Below are 15378 nucleotides of genomic sequence, written 5' to 3' on the forward strand. Positions count from 1 at the left end.
GGTGCCTCCCAAGACCGCCCTGAATGCCCGACCGGCGGGGGATTGTCGACGGCCTCCGGCCGGAGCGCCACCTCATGGGCGCTCCGGGGGCTCCCGCGCGGCGGCCGGCATCCGCGACGGCAGCCGCACCGTCCGCCGGATCCGCGCCAGCAGGGCCTGGCTCCGGCGGCGGTGGCGGCGCAGCTCCGCCGCGAGGCCGCGCGCGTCGGGGAGGCCCACGGCCTTAGCGATCTGCCGGGACGCGGTCTCGGACGGCTCGGCGGCGGGATCGGCCATCACGAGCCGCTGCCACTGGTAGACGGCGTCGAGGAACCCGTAGGTCTCGGCGAGGGCCTCGCCCGCCGCCGCGGGCAGGAGGCCGCGCGCCGTCGCCGCCCGGAACAGCGCCTCCGCGCCGAGGCCGATGCAGCCGGGCCAGTCATGGGCCTGGCTCAGCACGATGGCCTGGGCGAGGAAGTCGAGGTCGAACAGCGCGCCGGGGGCGAGCTTCAGGTCGTAGGGGCCGGCATGGCCCCGCTCCCGCGCGACCAGGGCCCGCATCGCGCCCGCCTCGGCGCAGACGGCGGCGGTCTCGCGCGGCTGCCGGAGGATCCCGGCGATCGCGGCCGTGACGTCGGCCGCCAGGGTGGCGTCGCCGGCGACGACCCGGGCGCGGGCGAGCGCCATGTGCTCCCAGAGCTCCGCCTCGCCGCCGTGATAGGCCGCGAAGCCGCTGAGCTGCACGGCCGGCGGGCTGTGGCTGCCGTAGGGCCGCAGCCGCAGGTCGACGGCGTAGAGCCGGCCGCGCCGCGTGGCCGTGGTGAGCGCCGCGAAGACGCGCTGCGCCAGCCGGTTGTAGGCGACCACGGCGTCGAGGGGGCGCCGTCCGTCGCTGGTGCGGTTCTCCGGGTCGAAATCGTACAGGAACACGAGGTCGAGGTCGGATTCGGCGCTGAGCTGCCGGGATCCGAGGCGGCCCAGCGCCAGGACGCAGCAGCGCCCCGCCGGCACCGCGCCGTGGTCCAGGGCGAACCGGCGCTCCTCCGCCTCCAGGCTCAGCGCCACCGTGGCCTCGGCGATCGCCGCGTAGGCTTCCCCGGCCTGGCGCGGGGTGAGGATGCCCGACAGCAGGCGGGCGCCGGTGACGAAGGCCATCTGCCGCGTGGCGTCCCGGCAGCGGTCGAGGCTCTCCTCGTGGCTCGCCGGCTGGCCCAGGAGCGCCCGGTACTGCGCGCGGACCTCTCCCGGATCCGTGGTCGGCGTCACGAAATCGGCGTCGAGCACGGTGTCGAGGACGTGCGGGCTCAGGCCGACCGTGTCGGCGAGGCGCGGCGCCGTCCCCAGGATGTCGGCGAACAGCAGGCGCAGGCGCTCGTGCGAGCGCAGGATGGCGAGGAGTTCGGCCACCGCGGGCATGCGCGCGAAGGCCCGGTCGAGGGCGAGGAGCGCCGCGTCGGGGTCGGCGGTCCCGCCGAGCGCGCGCAGCAGCGCCGGGAGCATCTCGGCGAGGATCTCCCGGGCCCGGCCGGTCCGCAGGGCCGGGCGGCGGCCGAGATGCCAGCCCTGCACGGTCTCCCAGGCCAGGCGCGGGTCCCGGAACCCGAAGGCGCCGAGCCGCGCCAGGGTCTCGGGATCCGGCTCGCTCTCGCCGAAGACCAGGGCGGCCCCGTCCGCGCCGGCCTCCGGCTCCGCCTCGAACAGCAGGGCGTAGTGCGCCTGGACCCGCCCGGCATGGTGGAGCAGGGCTGCCTCGAAGGCCGGCAGGTCGGGGAAGCCCGCGAACAGGGCGAGCGCGGTCAGCGCCTCGGTCCCGGTGGGCAGGCGCTGGGTCTGCTCGTCCCGGATCATCTGGATCCGGTGCTCGAGGGTGCGCAGGAAGGCGTAGGCCGCGGCGAGCTCGTCCCGGGCCCGCCCGTCGATCCAGCCCTCGGCGACGAGCTCGCCGAGCATCGCGACGGTCCGGCGGCCCCGCAGGGCGGGCTTGCGGCCGCCGAAGACGAGCTGCTGCGTCTGGACGAAGAATTCGATCTCCCGGATGCCGCCGCGGCCGATCTTGATGTCGTGGCCGCCGACCGCGACGGTCTCGTGGCCGCGGACCATGTGGATCTGCCGCTTCAGGGCGTGGATCTCGGCGATGGCCGGGAAGTCGAAGTGCCGGCGCCAGATGAACGGCGCGAGCTCCGCCAGGAAGGCCTCGCCGGCCGGGATGTCGCCGGCGATCGGCCGGGCCTTGATGAAGGCCGCGCGCTCCCAGTTCTGGCCGAGCGTCTGGTAGTAGTCGAAGGCGAAGCCGGTGGAGAGCGCCACCGCGGTCGAGCCCGGATCCGGCCGCAGCCGGTAGTCGATGCGGTGGACGTAGCCGTCGGCGGTCCGGTCGGCCAGGAGCTTCACCAGCCCCTGCGCCAGCTTCACCAGGAAGGGCTTCGGGTCGCCGCCGGTCGCCGCGGCGGCGGGCTCCGCCTCGTAGAAGACGACGAGGTCGATGTCGCTCGAGTAGTTCAGCTCGCAGCCGCCGAGCTTGCCCAGGCCCAGGACGATCAGGCCCGATCCGTCCTGCGGCGCCTCCGGATCCCTGGGCCGGTACCGCCCGGCCGCCATCCCCTGCCGGAGGAGCGCCTCCACCGCCGCGCTCACCGAGGCGTCGGCGAAGGCCGACAGGGCGCCGGTCACCGCGTCGAGGTCCCAGCAGCCGCCGAGATCCGCCAGGGCGACCAGGAGGGCGTGCGCCTCCCGGTTGGCGCGCAGCCGCCGGCCGACCTCGGCGAGGTCGGGATTCGCCCCGCAGGCGGCGCCGACCCCGCGCTGCCGCGCGATGATGTCCCGGCTCGCCGCGTCCGGCGACTGCTCCAGCAGGGCGACGAGGCGCTCGGGCGACCGGGTGGCCGCCCGCCAGAGGAAGGGGGAGTGGTCCGCGAGGCCCAGGAGCAGGTCCCGGCAGGCCGGCGTCAGGAAGCCGGCCGGCAGCGCCGGCGCGAGCTCGGCGAGCCGGGCCCGCGCGGCGTCCGGGTCGGCGAGCCCGAGCCGGGGGCGCAGGCCCGCGCGCAGCGTCGTGGCCGATCCGCTCGCCGATCCGTTCCGGGGATCGGTCTCGTCTCTCATGCCGCATCCTCCCTGGCGCGACGGGGCCGGCATCGTAGCCGACCGGGCCGCCCGTGTCCGGCCCCGCGCGCGGCGCCGGGCGGGCGCCGCGCGTTCACGATGCGGCCAGGGATGGGTCCGGCTTCGCGGCCGTTCCAGGGCCGCGGCGGCGGCTTCGCGGCCGCGCGGGCCCGGAATCGGGGCGCGGCCCGGCCTTCCGTCCGATCCGGTAACGCTTTTCAAAGCCGACCGTGGCGTCTATCCGTGCGGACCGGTCGTCGCCCCCGGTCCGGCCCGCGGGCCGCGCGGGATCCCTTCGGGCGACTCGATCGCCGCAGGGGCGGCCGAGGACCGGGCGGCCGAGAACCGGGCGGCCGGGAACCGGCAGCCCCACTCGGGGCCCCGGCCCGCAGACGTCCGCACCTCAGATCCGCCCGCCCGGAGCGCACCATGTCCTCCCCGACCTCGCCGACCCTGAATCTCGACGGCCTCGACCTCGCCGCCCTGCTCTGCTCCCGCGTCTGCCACGACGTGATCAGCCCCGTCGGCGCGATCGTGAACGGGCTGGAGGTCCTGGAGGACGATCAGGACGAATCGATGCGCACCTTCGCCCTGGAGCTGATCGGCAAGAGCGCCCGGCAGGCCTCGGCGCGGCTGAAATTCGCCCGGATCGCCTTCGGGGCGGCCGGGTCCGCCGGCGCCTCGATCGACCTCGCCGACGCCGAGAGCGTGGCCAAGGGCATGTTCGCCGACGACAAGACCAAGCTGACCTGGAGCGCCCCGCAGGCGCTGTTCCCGAAGAACAAGGTCAAGCTCCTGCTCAATCTCGTGATGATCGCCACCTCGGCGATTCCCCGGGGCGGCGTGATCGACGTCGTCGTCTCCGGCGACGGCGAGGCGCCCACGCTGGTGCTCAAGGCCAAGGGCTCCCACGCCCGCATCCCGCCCCACGTCGAGGAGCTGATGGCCGGCCGGCCCGAGAGCGGCACCGTCGACGCCCACGGCATCCTGCCGTTCTACGCCGGCCTCGTGGCGCGGGCCGCCGCCATGGACGTGCGCTTCGCCATCGAGGGCGATGAAGTGACTATCACCGCCACGCCCGCAGTGATCGACGCGTCCGAAGACCCCGATGGAGAGGCTTCGGACACGGCGCTGGCGTGAAACTCTGAAAAAGGCGCCGCGCGGGGCCGGGATGGAAACGCTTCCCTAACCCCGCGCGAGTAAGTAGGTTGCGCGAGACCTTCTCCGCGTAACGAGTAGCGCCTATGGACGACCTGCTTCGCGAGTTTTTGACCGAGAGCGGGGAGCATCTCGACACGGTCGATGCAGAATTGGTTCGATTCGAGCAGGATCCGAACAACGAGACTATTCTGCGGAATATTTTCAGACTCGTCCACACGATCAAGGGAACCTGCGGGTTTCTCGGCCTCCCGCGGCTCGAAGCCCTGGCGCACGCCGCCGAGACCTTGATGGGTCGATTCCGCGACGGGCTGCCCGCCACGTCCGATTCCGTGACCCTGATCCTGCTGACGCTGGACCGGCTGAAGGCCATCCTGGCCGATCTGGAGGCCACCGGCACCGAGCCCGCGGGCTCGGACGATGACCTCATCTCCGCCCTCGAGCGCATGGCCGAGGGCTCGCCCGAGCCGGCGGCCGCCGCCCCGCCGCCGCCGCCCGAGCCGGTCCTGCCCGATCCGGTGGTCCGCGAGCTGAAGCCCGGTGAGGTCTCCCTGGACGATCTGGAGGCCGCCTTCCTGGCCGCCCCCGGTCCGGACGAATCGGATTTCCTCCCGCCGCCGCCGGCCGCCCCGGCTCCGGTGCCCGCGCCTGCGGCCGCCGTCGCCCCCGCTCCGGCGCCCGCCGCCAGCGCGGCGCCGAAGGCCGAGAAGAGGCCCGAACCGGCCCGGGCCGAGCCCGTCGAGGCCGAGAAGGCCGAGCCGGCGCGCGCCGAGAAGGCCGAGGCCGTCGAGGGCGAGGCGACCGCCGCCGCCAAGAACCAGACGATCCGGGTGAACGTCGACACGCTCGAGCACCTGATGACGATGGTCTCGGAGCTGGTGCTGACCCGCAACCAGCTCCTCGAGATCGCCCGCCGGCACGAGGATTCGAGCTACAAGGTCCCGCTGCAGCGCCTGTCGCACGTCACCGCCGAGCTGCAGGAAGGCGTCATGAAGACGCGCATGCAGCCGATCGGCAACGCGTGGCAGAAGCTGCCGCGCGTGGTGCGCGACCTCTCGGCCGAGCTCGGCAAGCAGATCGACCTCGTGATGGTCGGCAACGAGACCGAGCTCGACCGGCAGGTCCTCGAGGTCATCAAGGACCCGCTGACCCACATGGTCCGCAACTCGGCGGATCACGGCCTCGAATCGACCGCCGAGCGCGTGGCGGCGGGCAAGCCCGCCCGCGGCACGATCCGGCTCGCCGCCTACCACGAGGGCGGCACGATCACGATCGAGATCGCCGACGACGGCAAGGGCCTGAACCTCGCGGCCATCCGCAAGAAGGCGGTGGAGCGCGGCCTCGCCTCCCAGGCCGATGTCGAGCGGATGACCGACGCCCAGGTCGCCAAGTTCATCTTCCACGCCGGCTTCTCGACGGCGGCGGCGGTGACCTCGGTCTCGGGCCGCGGCGTCGGTATGGACGTGGTCAAGACCAACATCGAGACCATCGGCGGCCTGATCGACATCGCCACCACGGCGGGCCGCGGCACCACCTTCACCATCAAGATCCCGCTGACGCTGGCCATCGTGGCCGCCCTGATCGTGCGGGCCGGCGAGCACCGCTTCGCCCTGCCGCAGGTGGCGGTTCTGGAGCTGGTCCGGGTCGATGCCGGGGCGCAGCGGGTCGAGCACATCAACGGCGCGCCGGTGCTGCGCCTGCGCGAGCGACTCCTGCCGATCGTCTCGCTCACCGGCCTGCTCGGGCAGTCGAGCCCGGGCGGCGAGGCGGAGCAGGCCGGCTTCGTGGTGGTCGCCCAGGTCGGGCGCGAGCGCTTCGGCATCCTCGTCGACGAGGTCTTCCACACGGAGGAGATCGTCGTGAAGCCGATGTCGGTGAAGCTGCGGCACATCCCGATGTTTGCCGGCAACACGATCCTCGGCGACGGTGCCGTGGTGCTGATCGTCGATCCGAACGGCGTGGCCCGCCAGGTGGCGCAGGGCGTCCAGGGCAGCGGCGGCCACATCGACGCCGACGCCGACGAGGCGGTCGAGATGGCCGACACCAAGACCACGCTCCTGGTGTTCAAGGGCGGCCAGGGCAGCTTCAAGGCGGTGCCGCTGTCGCTGGTCACCCGCCTCGAGGAGATCGAGTGCGCCAAGGTCGAGTGGCTGGGCGGCCGCGCGCTGATCCAGTACCGCGGGCGCCTGATGCCCCTGGTCCCGGCCGACGCGGCGATCACCATCAAGTCGGAGGGCACGCAGGCCCTGGTGGTGTTCTCCGACGGCGAGCGCGCCATGGGCCTCGTGGTCGACGAGATCGTCGACATCGTCGAGGAGCGCCTCGACATCGAGATCGCCGCGGACCGGTCGGACCTGATCGGCTCGGCGGTGCTGCGGGGCCGGGCGACCGACATCATCAACATCGCCCACTTCCTGCCGCTGGCCTACGACGACTGGGCGCGCGGCCTGAAGCGGCCCGAGCAGATCTCCACGATCCTGCTGGTCGACGACTCGGCCTTCTTCCGCGACATGCTGAGCCCGGTGCTGAAGGCCGCGGGCTACCAGGTGGTCACGGCGTCGAGCGCCGAGACGGCCCTGTCGACCCTCCAGTCCGATCCGCAGATCGAGGTGGTGGTCACCGACCTGGAGATGCCGGGCCGCAGCGGCTTCGACCTCGTCGCCGCCATGCGGCGGGCCGAGCCGCGCCTCGCCGGGCTCCCGGTGATCGGGCTCACCGGCGCGATCGGCGCCGACGCGGTGGAGAAGGCGCGGGCGCTCGCGATCAGCGACCTCGTGGCGAAGTTCGACCGCAGCGGCCTGATCTCGGCGCTGGCCGAGATCGGCGCCGCCACGGTGTCGAAAGCCGCCTGAGCCTCCGCGCCGACCGCCCCAGGGCGATCGACCCGCGCCGATCGACCCAGGCCGATCGCCCCATGCCGATCGCGACGATCGCGACGAACGAATCCGGAGAGTTCCGATGCAGGCTGCCAACGCCAACACCAGCGGCGCCACCACCAACGGGGTCGAGACCGGCGCCACCGACGACTTCGTCACGGTCTATGTCGGCGAGACGCTGTTCGGCCTGGCGATCGAGCGGGTCCACGACGTCTTCGTCCCGTCGGGCGTCACGCCGGTGCCCCTGGCGCCGGCCGAGATCGTCGGCCTCCTGAACCTGCGCGGCCGGGTCGTGACGGCTATGAGCCTGCGCCGGCGCCTGGGCCTGCCCGACGCGGAGGCCGAGGCGGACGGCACCAAGGCCAGCCCCAAGATGGCGATCGGCCTGGAGCAGGCCGGCGAGACCTTCGCGCTGGTGGTCGACGGCGTCGGCGAGGTGCTCAAGCTCGGCGCCGACAGCCGCGAGGCGGTGCCGATCAACCTGGATCCGCGCTTCCGCGACCTCGCCACCTGCGTCCACCGCCTCGACGGGCGGCTCCTGGTGATCCTCGACGTGGACGCGCTCCTCGGCTTCACGCCCGCCGGCGCCAAGGCGGCTTGAGGGAGAGGTCGATGAAGGCGCCCCACGAGACCACCTGCCTGGTGGTGGACGATTCCGCGGTGATCCGGAAGGTCGCCCGGCGGATCATCGAGGATCTCGGCATGAACGTCAGCGAGGCCGAGGACGGCAGCGCCGCCCTCGAAGCCTGCGCGGCCAGCATGCCCGACGCCATCCTGCTCGACTGGAACATGCCGAACATGGACGGCTACGCGTTCCTCCAGGCCCTGCGCCAGAGCGAGGGCGGGGGCGCGCCGAAGGTCCTGTTCTGCACGACCGAGAACGACGTCGGGGCGATCGCCCGCGCCCTCCGGGCGGGGGCCGACGAGTACATCATGAAGCCCTTCGACCGCGACATCCTGACGGCCAAGCTCGAACAGGTCGGTCTCGTCGCCGACGCGGCCTGATCGCCCGCTCCCTGACCCGCGGCCCGAGCCCCGCGACCCTGCACCCGAGGCAATCATCATGGCCCTGAGTCCCGCGGTCGCCCCGCTGCGCACGCCGCCAACCCAGAGCACGACCTCATCGGCCACGGCGATCCGTGTCCTGGTGGCCGACGATTCGGCCGTGGTGCGCGGCCTCGTCGCCCGCTGGATCGGCGAGGCCGGATTCGAGCTCGTCGGCACGGCCTCGAACGGCCGGATCGCCCTCGAGCTGATGGCCAAGCACGACCCGGACGTGGTCCTGCTCGACATCGAGATGCCGGAACTCGACGGCACGACCGCGCTGCCGCGCATGCTCGCCATGAGCCCGAGCGTGCAGGTCGTGATGATGTCGACGCTGACGACGCGCAACGCCGACATCTCGCTGAAATGCCTCGCCCTCGGCGCGGTGGACTACATCGCCAAGCCGGAGAGCAGCCGCGGCGTCACCACCTCGGACACGTTCCGGGTCGAGCTGATCGAGCGCGTCCGCGTGTTCGGCTCCGCCCGCGCGCGGAACCGGCGCCCGGCCGCCGCGCCCGCCGGCCACGCCCCGGGGCACCACGCCGCGCCCGCACCCGTGGCCGTGCCGGCCGCGGCGCATCCGGCGCCGGCCGCCGCGGCGCGCCCGGCGACCCCCTTCACCCTGCGGCCCAAGGTCCGCAACCGGACCCAGCCCCGGGCCCTGCTGATCGGCTCGTCCACGGGCGGGCCGCGGGCCGTGGGCGAGATGCTGGAGGGCATCGGCGCGGCCGCCCTGCGGCGCCTGCCGGTCCTGATCGTCCAGCACATGCCGCCGATCTTCACGGCGGTCTTCGCCGAGCACCTGTCCACCCGCACCGGGCTCCCGGCGGCCGAGGGCAAGGCCGAGGAGCGGGTCGAGCCGGGCCGCATCTACGTGGCCCCGGGCGGCCGCCACATGGGGCTGGCCGCCGGGGCCGGCGGCCCGATCATCAAGCTCACCGACGGCCCGCCGGTGAATTTCTGCCGCCCCGCGGTCGACGTGCTGTTCAAGGACGCGGCGGTCGTGTTCGGCGCCGCCACCGCGACGGTGATCCTCACCGGCATGGGCTCGGACGGGACCAACGGCGCCCGGGCGCTCACCGAGGCCGGCGGCCCGGTCCTCGCCCAGGACGAGGCCACCAGCACGGTCTGGGGCATGCCGGGCAGCGTCGCGCGGGCCGGGCTCGCCGAGGCCGTGCTGCCGCTGCCCGAGCTCGCGACGGCGCTGCGCGCCCTGATCACGGGGCAGCCGGCATGACCGAACTCGAGTTCGAATTCCTGCGCACCTTCCTGAAGCAGCGCTCCGGCCTCGCGCTGACGCCGGAGAAGCGCTACCTCGTGGAGAGCCGGCTGACCCCGGTCTGCCGCCGCTTCGGCCTCGCCAGCCTCGGCGACCTGATCGGCACCCTCAAGCTCGCCCAGAACAGCACGATCGAGCGGGCCGTGGTCGAGGCCATGACCACGAACGAGACCTTCTTCTTCCGCGACCGGATCCCCTTCGACCTGTTCCGCGACACGCTCCTGCCGGACGTGCTGGCGCGCAATGCCGGCCGCCGCCGGCTGCGGATCTGGTGCGCGGCGGCCTCCACCGGGCAGGAGCCGTACTCGCTGGCCATGCTCCTCCAGGAGGCGGCGCCGCGGCTCGCCGGCTGGCAGGTGGAGATCGTCGCCACCGACCTGTCGACCGAGGTGATCGAGAAGGCCAAGCTCGGGCTGTACAGCCATTTCGAGGTCCAGCGCGGCCTGCCGGTGCAGTGGCTGATCAAGTACTTCACCCAGGTCGGCGAGCAGTGGCAGATCGCCCAGAGCCTGCGCAGCATGGTGGATTACCGGCAGCTCAACCTGCTGCACAGCTTCGCCTCGCTGGGCCAGTTCGACGTGATCTACTGCCGCAACGTGCTGATCTACTTCGACGCGCCGACCAAGTCGGACGTCCTGGCGCGGCTCGCGGCGCAGCTCGCCCCGGAGGGCGCGCTCCTGCTCGGCGCCGCCGAGACGGTGATCGGCCTGACCGACCGGCTGTCGCCGAACCCGAAGCACCGCGGCCTCTACGGCCACGCCGAGGCCGCGCTGCGCCCGGCCGAGGCGGCGCCGCTGCGCATGGCCGCGAGCCTCTGAGCGGCGCGATCGGGGTTCCCGGTCGCGCCCCGGCTCCGAGCCGTCGGCGCACCCGACCCCGCGGCAGGGATCCGGGCGATCCCGGAAACGCGGCTTTAAGAACCGCGTGGGTAATTTGCACACGGACCCGCCGCCGGGCGAATCCGGCTCATCCGTGACCCGAGCCCCGTCATGAGTACCCTCACGTCCACCGCGGCAGCACAGCTCGCCGCGCAGCGATGGTCGCCGCCTCCGTCGCCCCAGACCCGGATGTCCGACACGATCAGCGGCGCGCTGTCGGCCGGCACGATCAGCAGCACCGACGCGACGGCGCTCACGAGCGCCCTGAGCAGCATCGATTCGAGCCTGTCGTCGGCCAGCTCCGCCTCGGGCAGCACCGCGACAGGGTCGAAGCTCGACCCGTCCTCGATGAAGGACCGGATCGACGGTCTGATCGCCGATCAGGTCAGCAGCGGCAGCCTCACCGCCGACCAGGCCGCGGAACTGAAGAACCTGTTCGCCAGCCACGGCCGGAGCACCCAGAGCGGCGACGCCGCCGGCGACGGCATCGGCGACGTCGCCGGTCCGGCCGGCCCGCCGCCCGGGCCCCCGCCCGGCCCGCCGCCGGCGGACGCCGCGGGCAGCGCCGGGAGCGGGACGTCGGCCTCCGCGTCGGCCTCCGCGGCGGCCTCGACGTCGACCACCTCCGCGGCGCGGACGACGAACGACCTGCTGTCCACCTTCATCCAGCAGCTCCAGAGCAGCCAGTCGGTCAGCGCCGGCTACGGGGCGAGCGGCACCGCCAACGGCGGCACCGCCTCGGCGCTTCTGGTCGACTTCCGCAGCTGAGGCCGCGGCCCGTCCCGGCGAGGGGCCGGGGCGCGGGGCCGGGGCGCGCTCGGCGGGCCTCCCGCCCGGCGCATCGCCCGCCTGCGCGCGGCCGGGGTCGACCGCGGCCGCGCGACGCGGCATCACGGCGTCGGACAGGATCGGGAGAGACGGCATGGCGGCAGGATCGGGGACCGGATTGCCCAAGGTCGCGTTCATCGGCACGGGCGGGACGATCTCGTCCCTCGGCCGCGACGCCCTCGACATCCTCGACTACACCGCCACCGACCGGCGCCTCGAGGCCGGCGCGATCCTGGACGCCGTCCCGGAACTCGCGACGGTCGCCACGGTGGTGCCGGTGCCGTTCCGGGCGGTCCCGAGCCCGGCGATCGGATTCGCCGAGTGGCGCGACCTCGTCCGCCTGTGCGAGCGCCTCGCGGCCGAGCACCCGGATCTCGCCGGCATCGTCATCGGGCACGGCACCGCCACCCTGGAGGAGACCGCCTACGCCCTCAGCCTGACCCTGACGGTGGATCTGCCGGTGGTGCTGGTGGGCTCGCAGCGGCCGATGAGCGCCCTCTCCACGGATGCCAAGCTGAACCTCGTGGCGGCCGNNNNCGGCGCCGGCCTCCCGCGGGCGCGGCGTGCTGGTGGTGCTCAACGACGAGATCCAGGCGGCCCGCGAGGTGACCAAGACCTCGGTGGCGCGGCTCCAGACCTTCCGGACCCCGGATTTCGGCGTGCTCGGCCACGTCGACGGCGAGTCCGTCCGCTACTACCGCCGCTCCGAGCGGGCGCACGCGCCGGGCACGCCGTTCGACATCCGGACGCTGTCGGCGCTGCCGCGGGTCGACGTCGCCTACGGATACGCCGACGCCGACGGCACCGCGGTCCGAGCCTTCCTGGCCGCCGGCGCGCGCGGCCTCGTCGCGGCCGGTCTCGCCCCCGGCATGACCCCGCCCGCCGAGGCCGAGGCCCTGGAGGCGGCGGCCGCCGCCGGGATCGTGGTGGTGATGTCGACCCGGGCCGGCAGCGGGGTGGTCCCGCTCACCACCCGGCTGCGCAGCCGCGGCATCCTCAGCGCCGACAACCTCACCCCGCAGAAGGCCCGGATCCTGCTCGCCCTGGCGCTGACCGTCACGGCGGAGCCCGAGGCGGTGGCGCGGCTGTTCGCGACCTACTAGGCGCCGCGCCCGCCGGGCCCCGGACGCTCCCCGACGCGCGTGGGCTGCCAGGCGCGAGCCCGTCGCGCGCCTGCGGAACGCGCCGGCGCGGCGGGCCGCATGTGCGATTTGGTCCAGAAAGTCCTGCCGGACCCGGATAGCTCACGGATCAGTTCGGTGCAGTCCAGCTGAAGGGGCCTCGTCCCGGAAGACTGTCATCGGACGGAACAAGGTTCTGAAAGACGCCATCAGCATTGCGGAAGATGCTCAGGATCGGCTTCCGCGCAGGGCATGACGGTTCGCGTGCCCGCACAGGGATTCACGGCCATGCGCGCGACATCCATCGTTTCCATGACGCTGGCGCTCTCGGTCCTGTCCGGACTGGGCGCCCGGGCGGAGACCGCCCGGAGCGCCTCCGCGACGCTGGCCACCGGCGCCAGCGCTGCCGCGATGTACAATCTCGGGATCCTCTACATCAACGGCCAGGGCGTGAAGCAGGATTTCGGCACGGCCGGACGCTGGTTCGAGAAGTCCGCCGCCGGTGGCGACGTCGATGCCATGCTCAACCTCGGCAGCCTGTACTACAACGGGCAGGGCGTGAAGCAGGATTACGCCGCCGCGGCCGCGTGGTTCGAGAAGGCCGCCCGCGCCGGCAACGCCGAGGCCATGAACAACCTCGGCAGCCTCTACGATGCCGGCCAGGGCGTGGCGCAGGACTACGCCGCCGCCCGCAGCTGGTACGAGAAGGCCGCGGCCGCCGGTGCCGCGTCGGCCATGTACAATCTCGGGCTTCTCTACACCAACGGTCAGGGTGTCGGGCAGGATTACGGCGCGGCCGCCTCCTGGTTCGGGAAGGCCGCCGCCGGCGGCAACGTCGACGCGATGAACGCCCTCGGCAGCCTGCACCTCAACGGTCTGGGCGTGAAGCCGGACGCCCCCGCGGCCCGCCGCTGGTTCGAGAAGGCGGTCGCCGGCGGCAACGTGGACGCGATGAACAACCTCGGCAGCCTCTACCTGAACGGCCAGGGCGTGAAGCCGGACGACGCCGCGGCCCGCCGCTGGTTCGAGAAGGCGGCCGCCGCCGGCCACGCGGAGGCGATGAACAATCTCGGCTTCCTCTACCTCAACGGTCGCGGGGTGAAGCAGGATTTCGACGCCGCCCGGCGGTGGTTCGAGAAGGCCGCCGGCGGGGCCGCGGCCGCGGGCGTCCCCGGAGACATCGCGCTCCGCTAGGGCAATGCGACGGCGGGGTCGCGGTCGAGACGCGCACCTGTCATGCCGGCGGGCGCGGTCCCAAGCGGGCCCGATGGGGCGAGGATGCGGCGCGGGTGGCCCGCCCGTCCCCGTCGGGACCCGTCCGGAGGGATCACAGACCCATGCCGCTGATCGACCCCACCCGCTCGCTCCTCCTCGTCATCGACGTTCAGACCCGGCTGATGCCGGCGATCGCCGACGGGGCCGGAGTCATCGCCAATACGGGCCGCCTCACCGCCGCCGCGAAGCTGCTCGACGTCCCGGTCCTGGTCACCGAGCAGAATGCCGGCGGCCTCGGGCCGACCGTGCCGGCCCTGGCGCCCGAGCCCGGGACGGCCTTCGCCAAGATGAGCTTCGGCGCGACCCGGACGCCCGGCTTCCTGGAACGCCTGCCCGCGGACCGCGACCTCGTGGTCAGCGGCTGCGAGGCCCATGTCTGCGTGCTGCAGACGGTTCTCGGCCTGCGCGAGGCCGGCCGCGGGGTCGCCGTGGTGGCCGACGCCGTGGGCTCGCGGCGGGTCGAGAACCGGGAGGCCGCGCTCGCCCGGATGGCGGCCCACGGCGCCGAGATCGTCACCGCCGAGATGGTGGTGTTCGAGTGGCTCGGCACGGCGCGACACAGGCGGTTCCGCGACGTGGTGAGGCTCATCAAGTAGGCGCCGGGGCGGCGTCCGGGTCCCGCTGCGGAGCGCGCCTCAGGGGCCGTCGAGGGCCGCGCGGGTCTGCGGGTCGGGCCCGATATCGTCGGTGCCGGTCATGCCCAGCACCTCGATCAGGCGGGTCCGGGCGCGGCTGACCCGGCTCTTGATCGTGCCCACCGCCACGCCGCAGATGGCCGCGGCCTCCTCGTAGGTGAAGCTCTGGGCGCCGACCAGGACCAGCGCCTCGCGCTGGGCCGGCGGCAGCTGGTTCAGCGCGCTCTGGAACTGCGCCATCTCCATCCGGATCTCCTGCTCGGGGAGGGCGGTCAGGCGCCCGGCATGGACGCCGTCGGCATCCTCGACCTCGCGCTTGCGCTTGCGCTGCTCCGAGTAGAACAGGTTCCGCAGGATCGTGAACAGCCACGCGGTCAGGTTGGTCCCGCGGCGGAAGCTGGCGGCGTTGACCCAGGCGCGCACGAGCGTGTCCTGCACGAGATCGTCCGAGCGGTCGAGGTCGTAGGTCAGCGAGAACGCGAAGGCCCGCAGCGCCGGGATCGCTCCCAGCAGGAGGTCGCGCATCTCGGCGTCGGCGCCCCGGGGCACCGGACCGGACCCGCTCCCCGCGGGAGCGGCTTGCAGCATCAGGGTCATCGCGAGGCCTCCGTGTCGGAGTGGGCGGCGAGCTCGTCGAGCAGCGTCCGGAGCCGGTCCGGAATCGGCAGGGCCAGGACGCCGGCGTAGTGCAGGCGCAGGCCGCGCCCGATCCGGTCCCGCGCCCCGTCGTCGATCGGCCGGCCGGGCCCGCCGTCCCGCCGTGCCGGACGAAGCGCCGGATCCGGCGTCCGGCCCGGCACCGCGCGTGACGAGGCCGCGGCGACCGGTCCGGCCGCGTCCGCCGCGCCGGCGGCGTCCGGAATCCCTGGATCGTCCTCGGTCCCTGACATGGTCGCGCCCCCTGGCGTGCGCGATGCGGCCCCGCGGGGCCCGGCGGTCCGCCGGACCGTTGTCCCCATCGGTTCGGCGAAGACGCGTCTCATCGCCTTCGGGCAGCGCTGGTAGGCGCGGTGGATTTAATCGGTTCTGAACTCGGCATTCATCAAATCTTAATCTTGAAACAGCCCAGCTTGTGCCGAGATTAATCCGTATAATCTCAGATACAGATCAGAAATACTTATCTTTAGCTTGGCCGTGGCGACACTCGCCCGGCCTGCATGAACGGGGGGTGAGCGGGTCGCGGCGCGCCGCGGGGCAAGGGGCGTT

General features: G+C 73.4%; 12 protein-coding genes and 1 pseudogene. 10 read left to right on the forward strand and 3 right to left on the reverse strand.

The features are described 5' to 3' along the window. Nucleotides 1–72: 72 nt before the first annotated feature. Nucleotides 73–3078 (reverse strand): bifunctional [glutamine synthetase] adenylyltransferase/[glutamine synthetase]-adenylyl-L-tyrosine phosphorylase, encoded by a 3006-nt coding sequence (locus ACTJK8_RS13075; protein WP_440762037.1) that lies wholly within the window; start codon nucleotides 3076–3078, stop codon nucleotides 73–75. A 429-nt stretch (nucleotides 3079–3507) separates the two neighbouring features. On the opposite strand from ACTJK8_RS13075, the gene chpT reads away from it, so the two are divergent. The 10 genes and pseudogenes from chpT to ACTJK8_RS13125 all read left to right on the forward strand — a co-directional run bounded on the left by chpT (nucleotide 3508) and on the right by ACTJK8_RS13125 (nucleotide 14133). Then, nucleotides 3508–4218 (forward strand): histidine phosphotransferase ChpT, encoded by a 711-nt coding sequence (gene chpT, locus ACTJK8_RS13080; protein WP_012320964.1) that lies wholly within the window; start codon nucleotides 3508–3510, stop codon nucleotides 4216–4218. Nucleotides 4219–4322: 104 nt separating this feature from the next. Continuing rightward, nucleotides 4323–7088 carry a hybrid sensor histidine kinase/response regulator gene (locus ACTJK8_RS13085; RefSeq protein ID WP_012320963.1) on the forward strand — a complete coding sequence of 922 codons (2766 nt, stop codon included), beginning with the start codon at nucleotides 4323–4325 and terminating at the stop codon, nucleotides 7086–7088. Nucleotides 7089–7194: 106 nt separating this feature from the next. Then, nucleotides 7195–7713, forward strand: coding sequence for a chemotaxis protein CheW (locus tag ACTJK8_RS13090; protein WP_012320962.1), 519 nt, complete (start codon nucleotides 7195–7197; stop codon nucleotides 7711–7713). 11 nt (nucleotides 7714–7724) lie between these two features. Continuing rightward, a complete protein-coding gene (locus ACTJK8_RS13095) occupies nucleotides 7725–8117 on the forward strand; it encodes a response regulator (protein WP_012320961.1) in 393 nt (130 codons plus the stop codon). Between the two features lie 58 nt (nucleotides 8118–8175). After that, on the forward strand, nucleotides 8176–9393 hold the full coding sequence (gene cheB / locus ACTJK8_RS13100) for a chemotaxis-specific protein-glutamate methyltransferase CheB (protein WP_012320960.1): 1218 nt from the start codon (nucleotides 8176–8178) through the stop codon (nucleotides 9391–9393). Then, nucleotides 9390–10253, forward strand: a complete 864-nt coding sequence (locus tag ACTJK8_RS13105; RefSeq protein WP_012320959.1) for a CheR family methyltransferase — start codon at nucleotides 9390–9392, stop codon at nucleotides 10251–10253. The genes cheB and ACTJK8_RS13105 overlap by 4 nt, the downstream gene beginning before the upstream one ends. Before the next feature lie 171 nt (nucleotides 10254–10424). Continuing rightward, entirely contained in the window at nucleotides 10425–11081 is a 657-nt protein-coding gene (locus ACTJK8_RS13110) for a hypothetical protein (protein WP_024829012.1), read from the forward strand. Nucleotides 11082–11235: 154 nt separating this feature from the next. Beyond that, nucleotides 11236–12244 (forward strand): annotated as a pseudogene (locus ACTJK8_RS13115) (asparaginase). Between the two features lie 306 nt (nucleotides 12245–12550). Then, nucleotides 12551–13456, forward strand: coding sequence for a tetratricopeptide repeat protein (locus tag ACTJK8_RS13120; RefSeq protein ID WP_012320956.1), 906 nt, complete (start codon nucleotides 12551–12553; stop codon nucleotides 13454–13456). 143 nt (nucleotides 13457–13599) lie between these two features. Beyond that, the gene (locus tag ACTJK8_RS13125) at nucleotides 13600–14133 is read left to right on the forward strand and encodes an isochorismatase family protein (RefSeq protein ID WP_076729757.1); all 534 of its coding nucleotides are present in this window, start codon (nucleotides 13600–13602) and stop codon (nucleotides 14131–14133) included. A gap of 39 nt (nucleotides 14134–14172) precedes the next feature. Here ACTJK8_RS13125 and ACTJK8_RS13130 read toward each other — a convergent pair whose 3' ends face one another. Both ACTJK8_RS13130 and ACTJK8_RS13135 read right to left on the reverse strand, forming a co-directional pair. Continuing rightward, on the reverse strand, nucleotides 14173–14769 hold the full coding sequence (locus ACTJK8_RS13130) for a sigma-70 family RNA polymerase sigma factor (protein WP_012320954.1): 597 nt from the start codon (nucleotides 14767–14769) through the stop codon (nucleotides 14173–14175). Beyond that, nucleotides 14766–15062 (reverse strand): NepR family anti-sigma factor, encoded by a 297-nt coding sequence (locus ACTJK8_RS13135; RefSeq protein ID WP_012320953.1) that lies wholly within the window; start codon nucleotides 15060–15062, stop codon nucleotides 14766–14768. Before ACTJK8_RS13135 ends, ACTJK8_RS13130 begins: the two co-directional genes overlap by 4 nt. Nucleotides 15063–15378: the final 316 nt, after the last annotated feature.

Origin of the sequence: Methylobacterium sp. 22177 (assembly GCF_052045615.1) — a bacterium.
In the GTDB taxonomy this organism is placed as follows: Bacteria; Pseudomonadota; Alphaproteobacteria; order Rhizobiales; family Beijerinckiaceae; genus Methylobacterium; species Methylobacterium radiotolerans.

Coding starts and splice junctions, on each gene's coding strand:
- ACTJK8_RS13090 (WP_012320962.1), top strand. CDS start 7,195: ATGCAGGCTGCCAACGCCAACACCAGCGGCGCCACCACCAACGGGGTC.
- cheB (WP_012320960.1), top strand. CDS start 8,176: ATGGCCCTGAGTCCCGCGGTCGCCCCGCTGCGCACGCCGCCAACCCAG.
- ACTJK8_RS13135 (WP_012320953.1), bottom strand. CDS start 15,062: ATGTCAGGGACCGAGGACGATCCAGGGATTCCGGACGCCGCCGGCGCG.
- ACTJK8_RS13125 (WP_076729757.1), top strand. CDS start 13,600: ATGCCGCTGATCGACCCCACCCGCTCGCTCCTCCTCGTCATCGACGTT.
- chpT (WP_012320964.1), top strand. CDS start 3,508: ATGTCCTCCCCGACCTCGCCGACCCTGAATCTCGACGGCCTCGACCTC.
- ACTJK8_RS13085 (WP_012320963.1), top strand. CDS start 4,323: ATGGACGACCTGCTTCGCGAGTTTTTGACCGAGAGCGGGGAGCATCTC.
- ACTJK8_RS13130 (WP_012320954.1), bottom strand. CDS start 14,769: ATGACCCTGATGCTGCAAGCCGCTCCCGCGGGGAGCGGGTCCGGTCCG.
- ACTJK8_RS13095 (WP_012320961.1), top strand. CDS start 7,725: ATGAAGGCGCCCCACGAGACCACCTGCCTGGTGGTGGACGATTCCGCG.
- ACTJK8_RS13110 (WP_024829012.1), top strand. CDS start 10,425: ATGAGTACCCTCACGTCCACCGCGGCAGCACAGCTCGCCGCGCAGCGA.
- ACTJK8_RS13075 (WP_440762037.1), bottom strand. CDS start 3,078: ATGAGAGACGAGACCGATCCCCGGAACGGATCGGCGAGCGGATCGGCC.
- ACTJK8_RS13105 (WP_012320959.1), top strand. CDS start 9,390: ATGACCGAACTCGAGTTCGAATTCCTGCGCACCTTCCTGAAGCAGCGC.
- ACTJK8_RS13120 (WP_012320956.1), top strand. CDS start 12,551: ATGCGCGCGACATCCATCGTTTCCATGACGCTGGCGCTCTCGGTCCTG.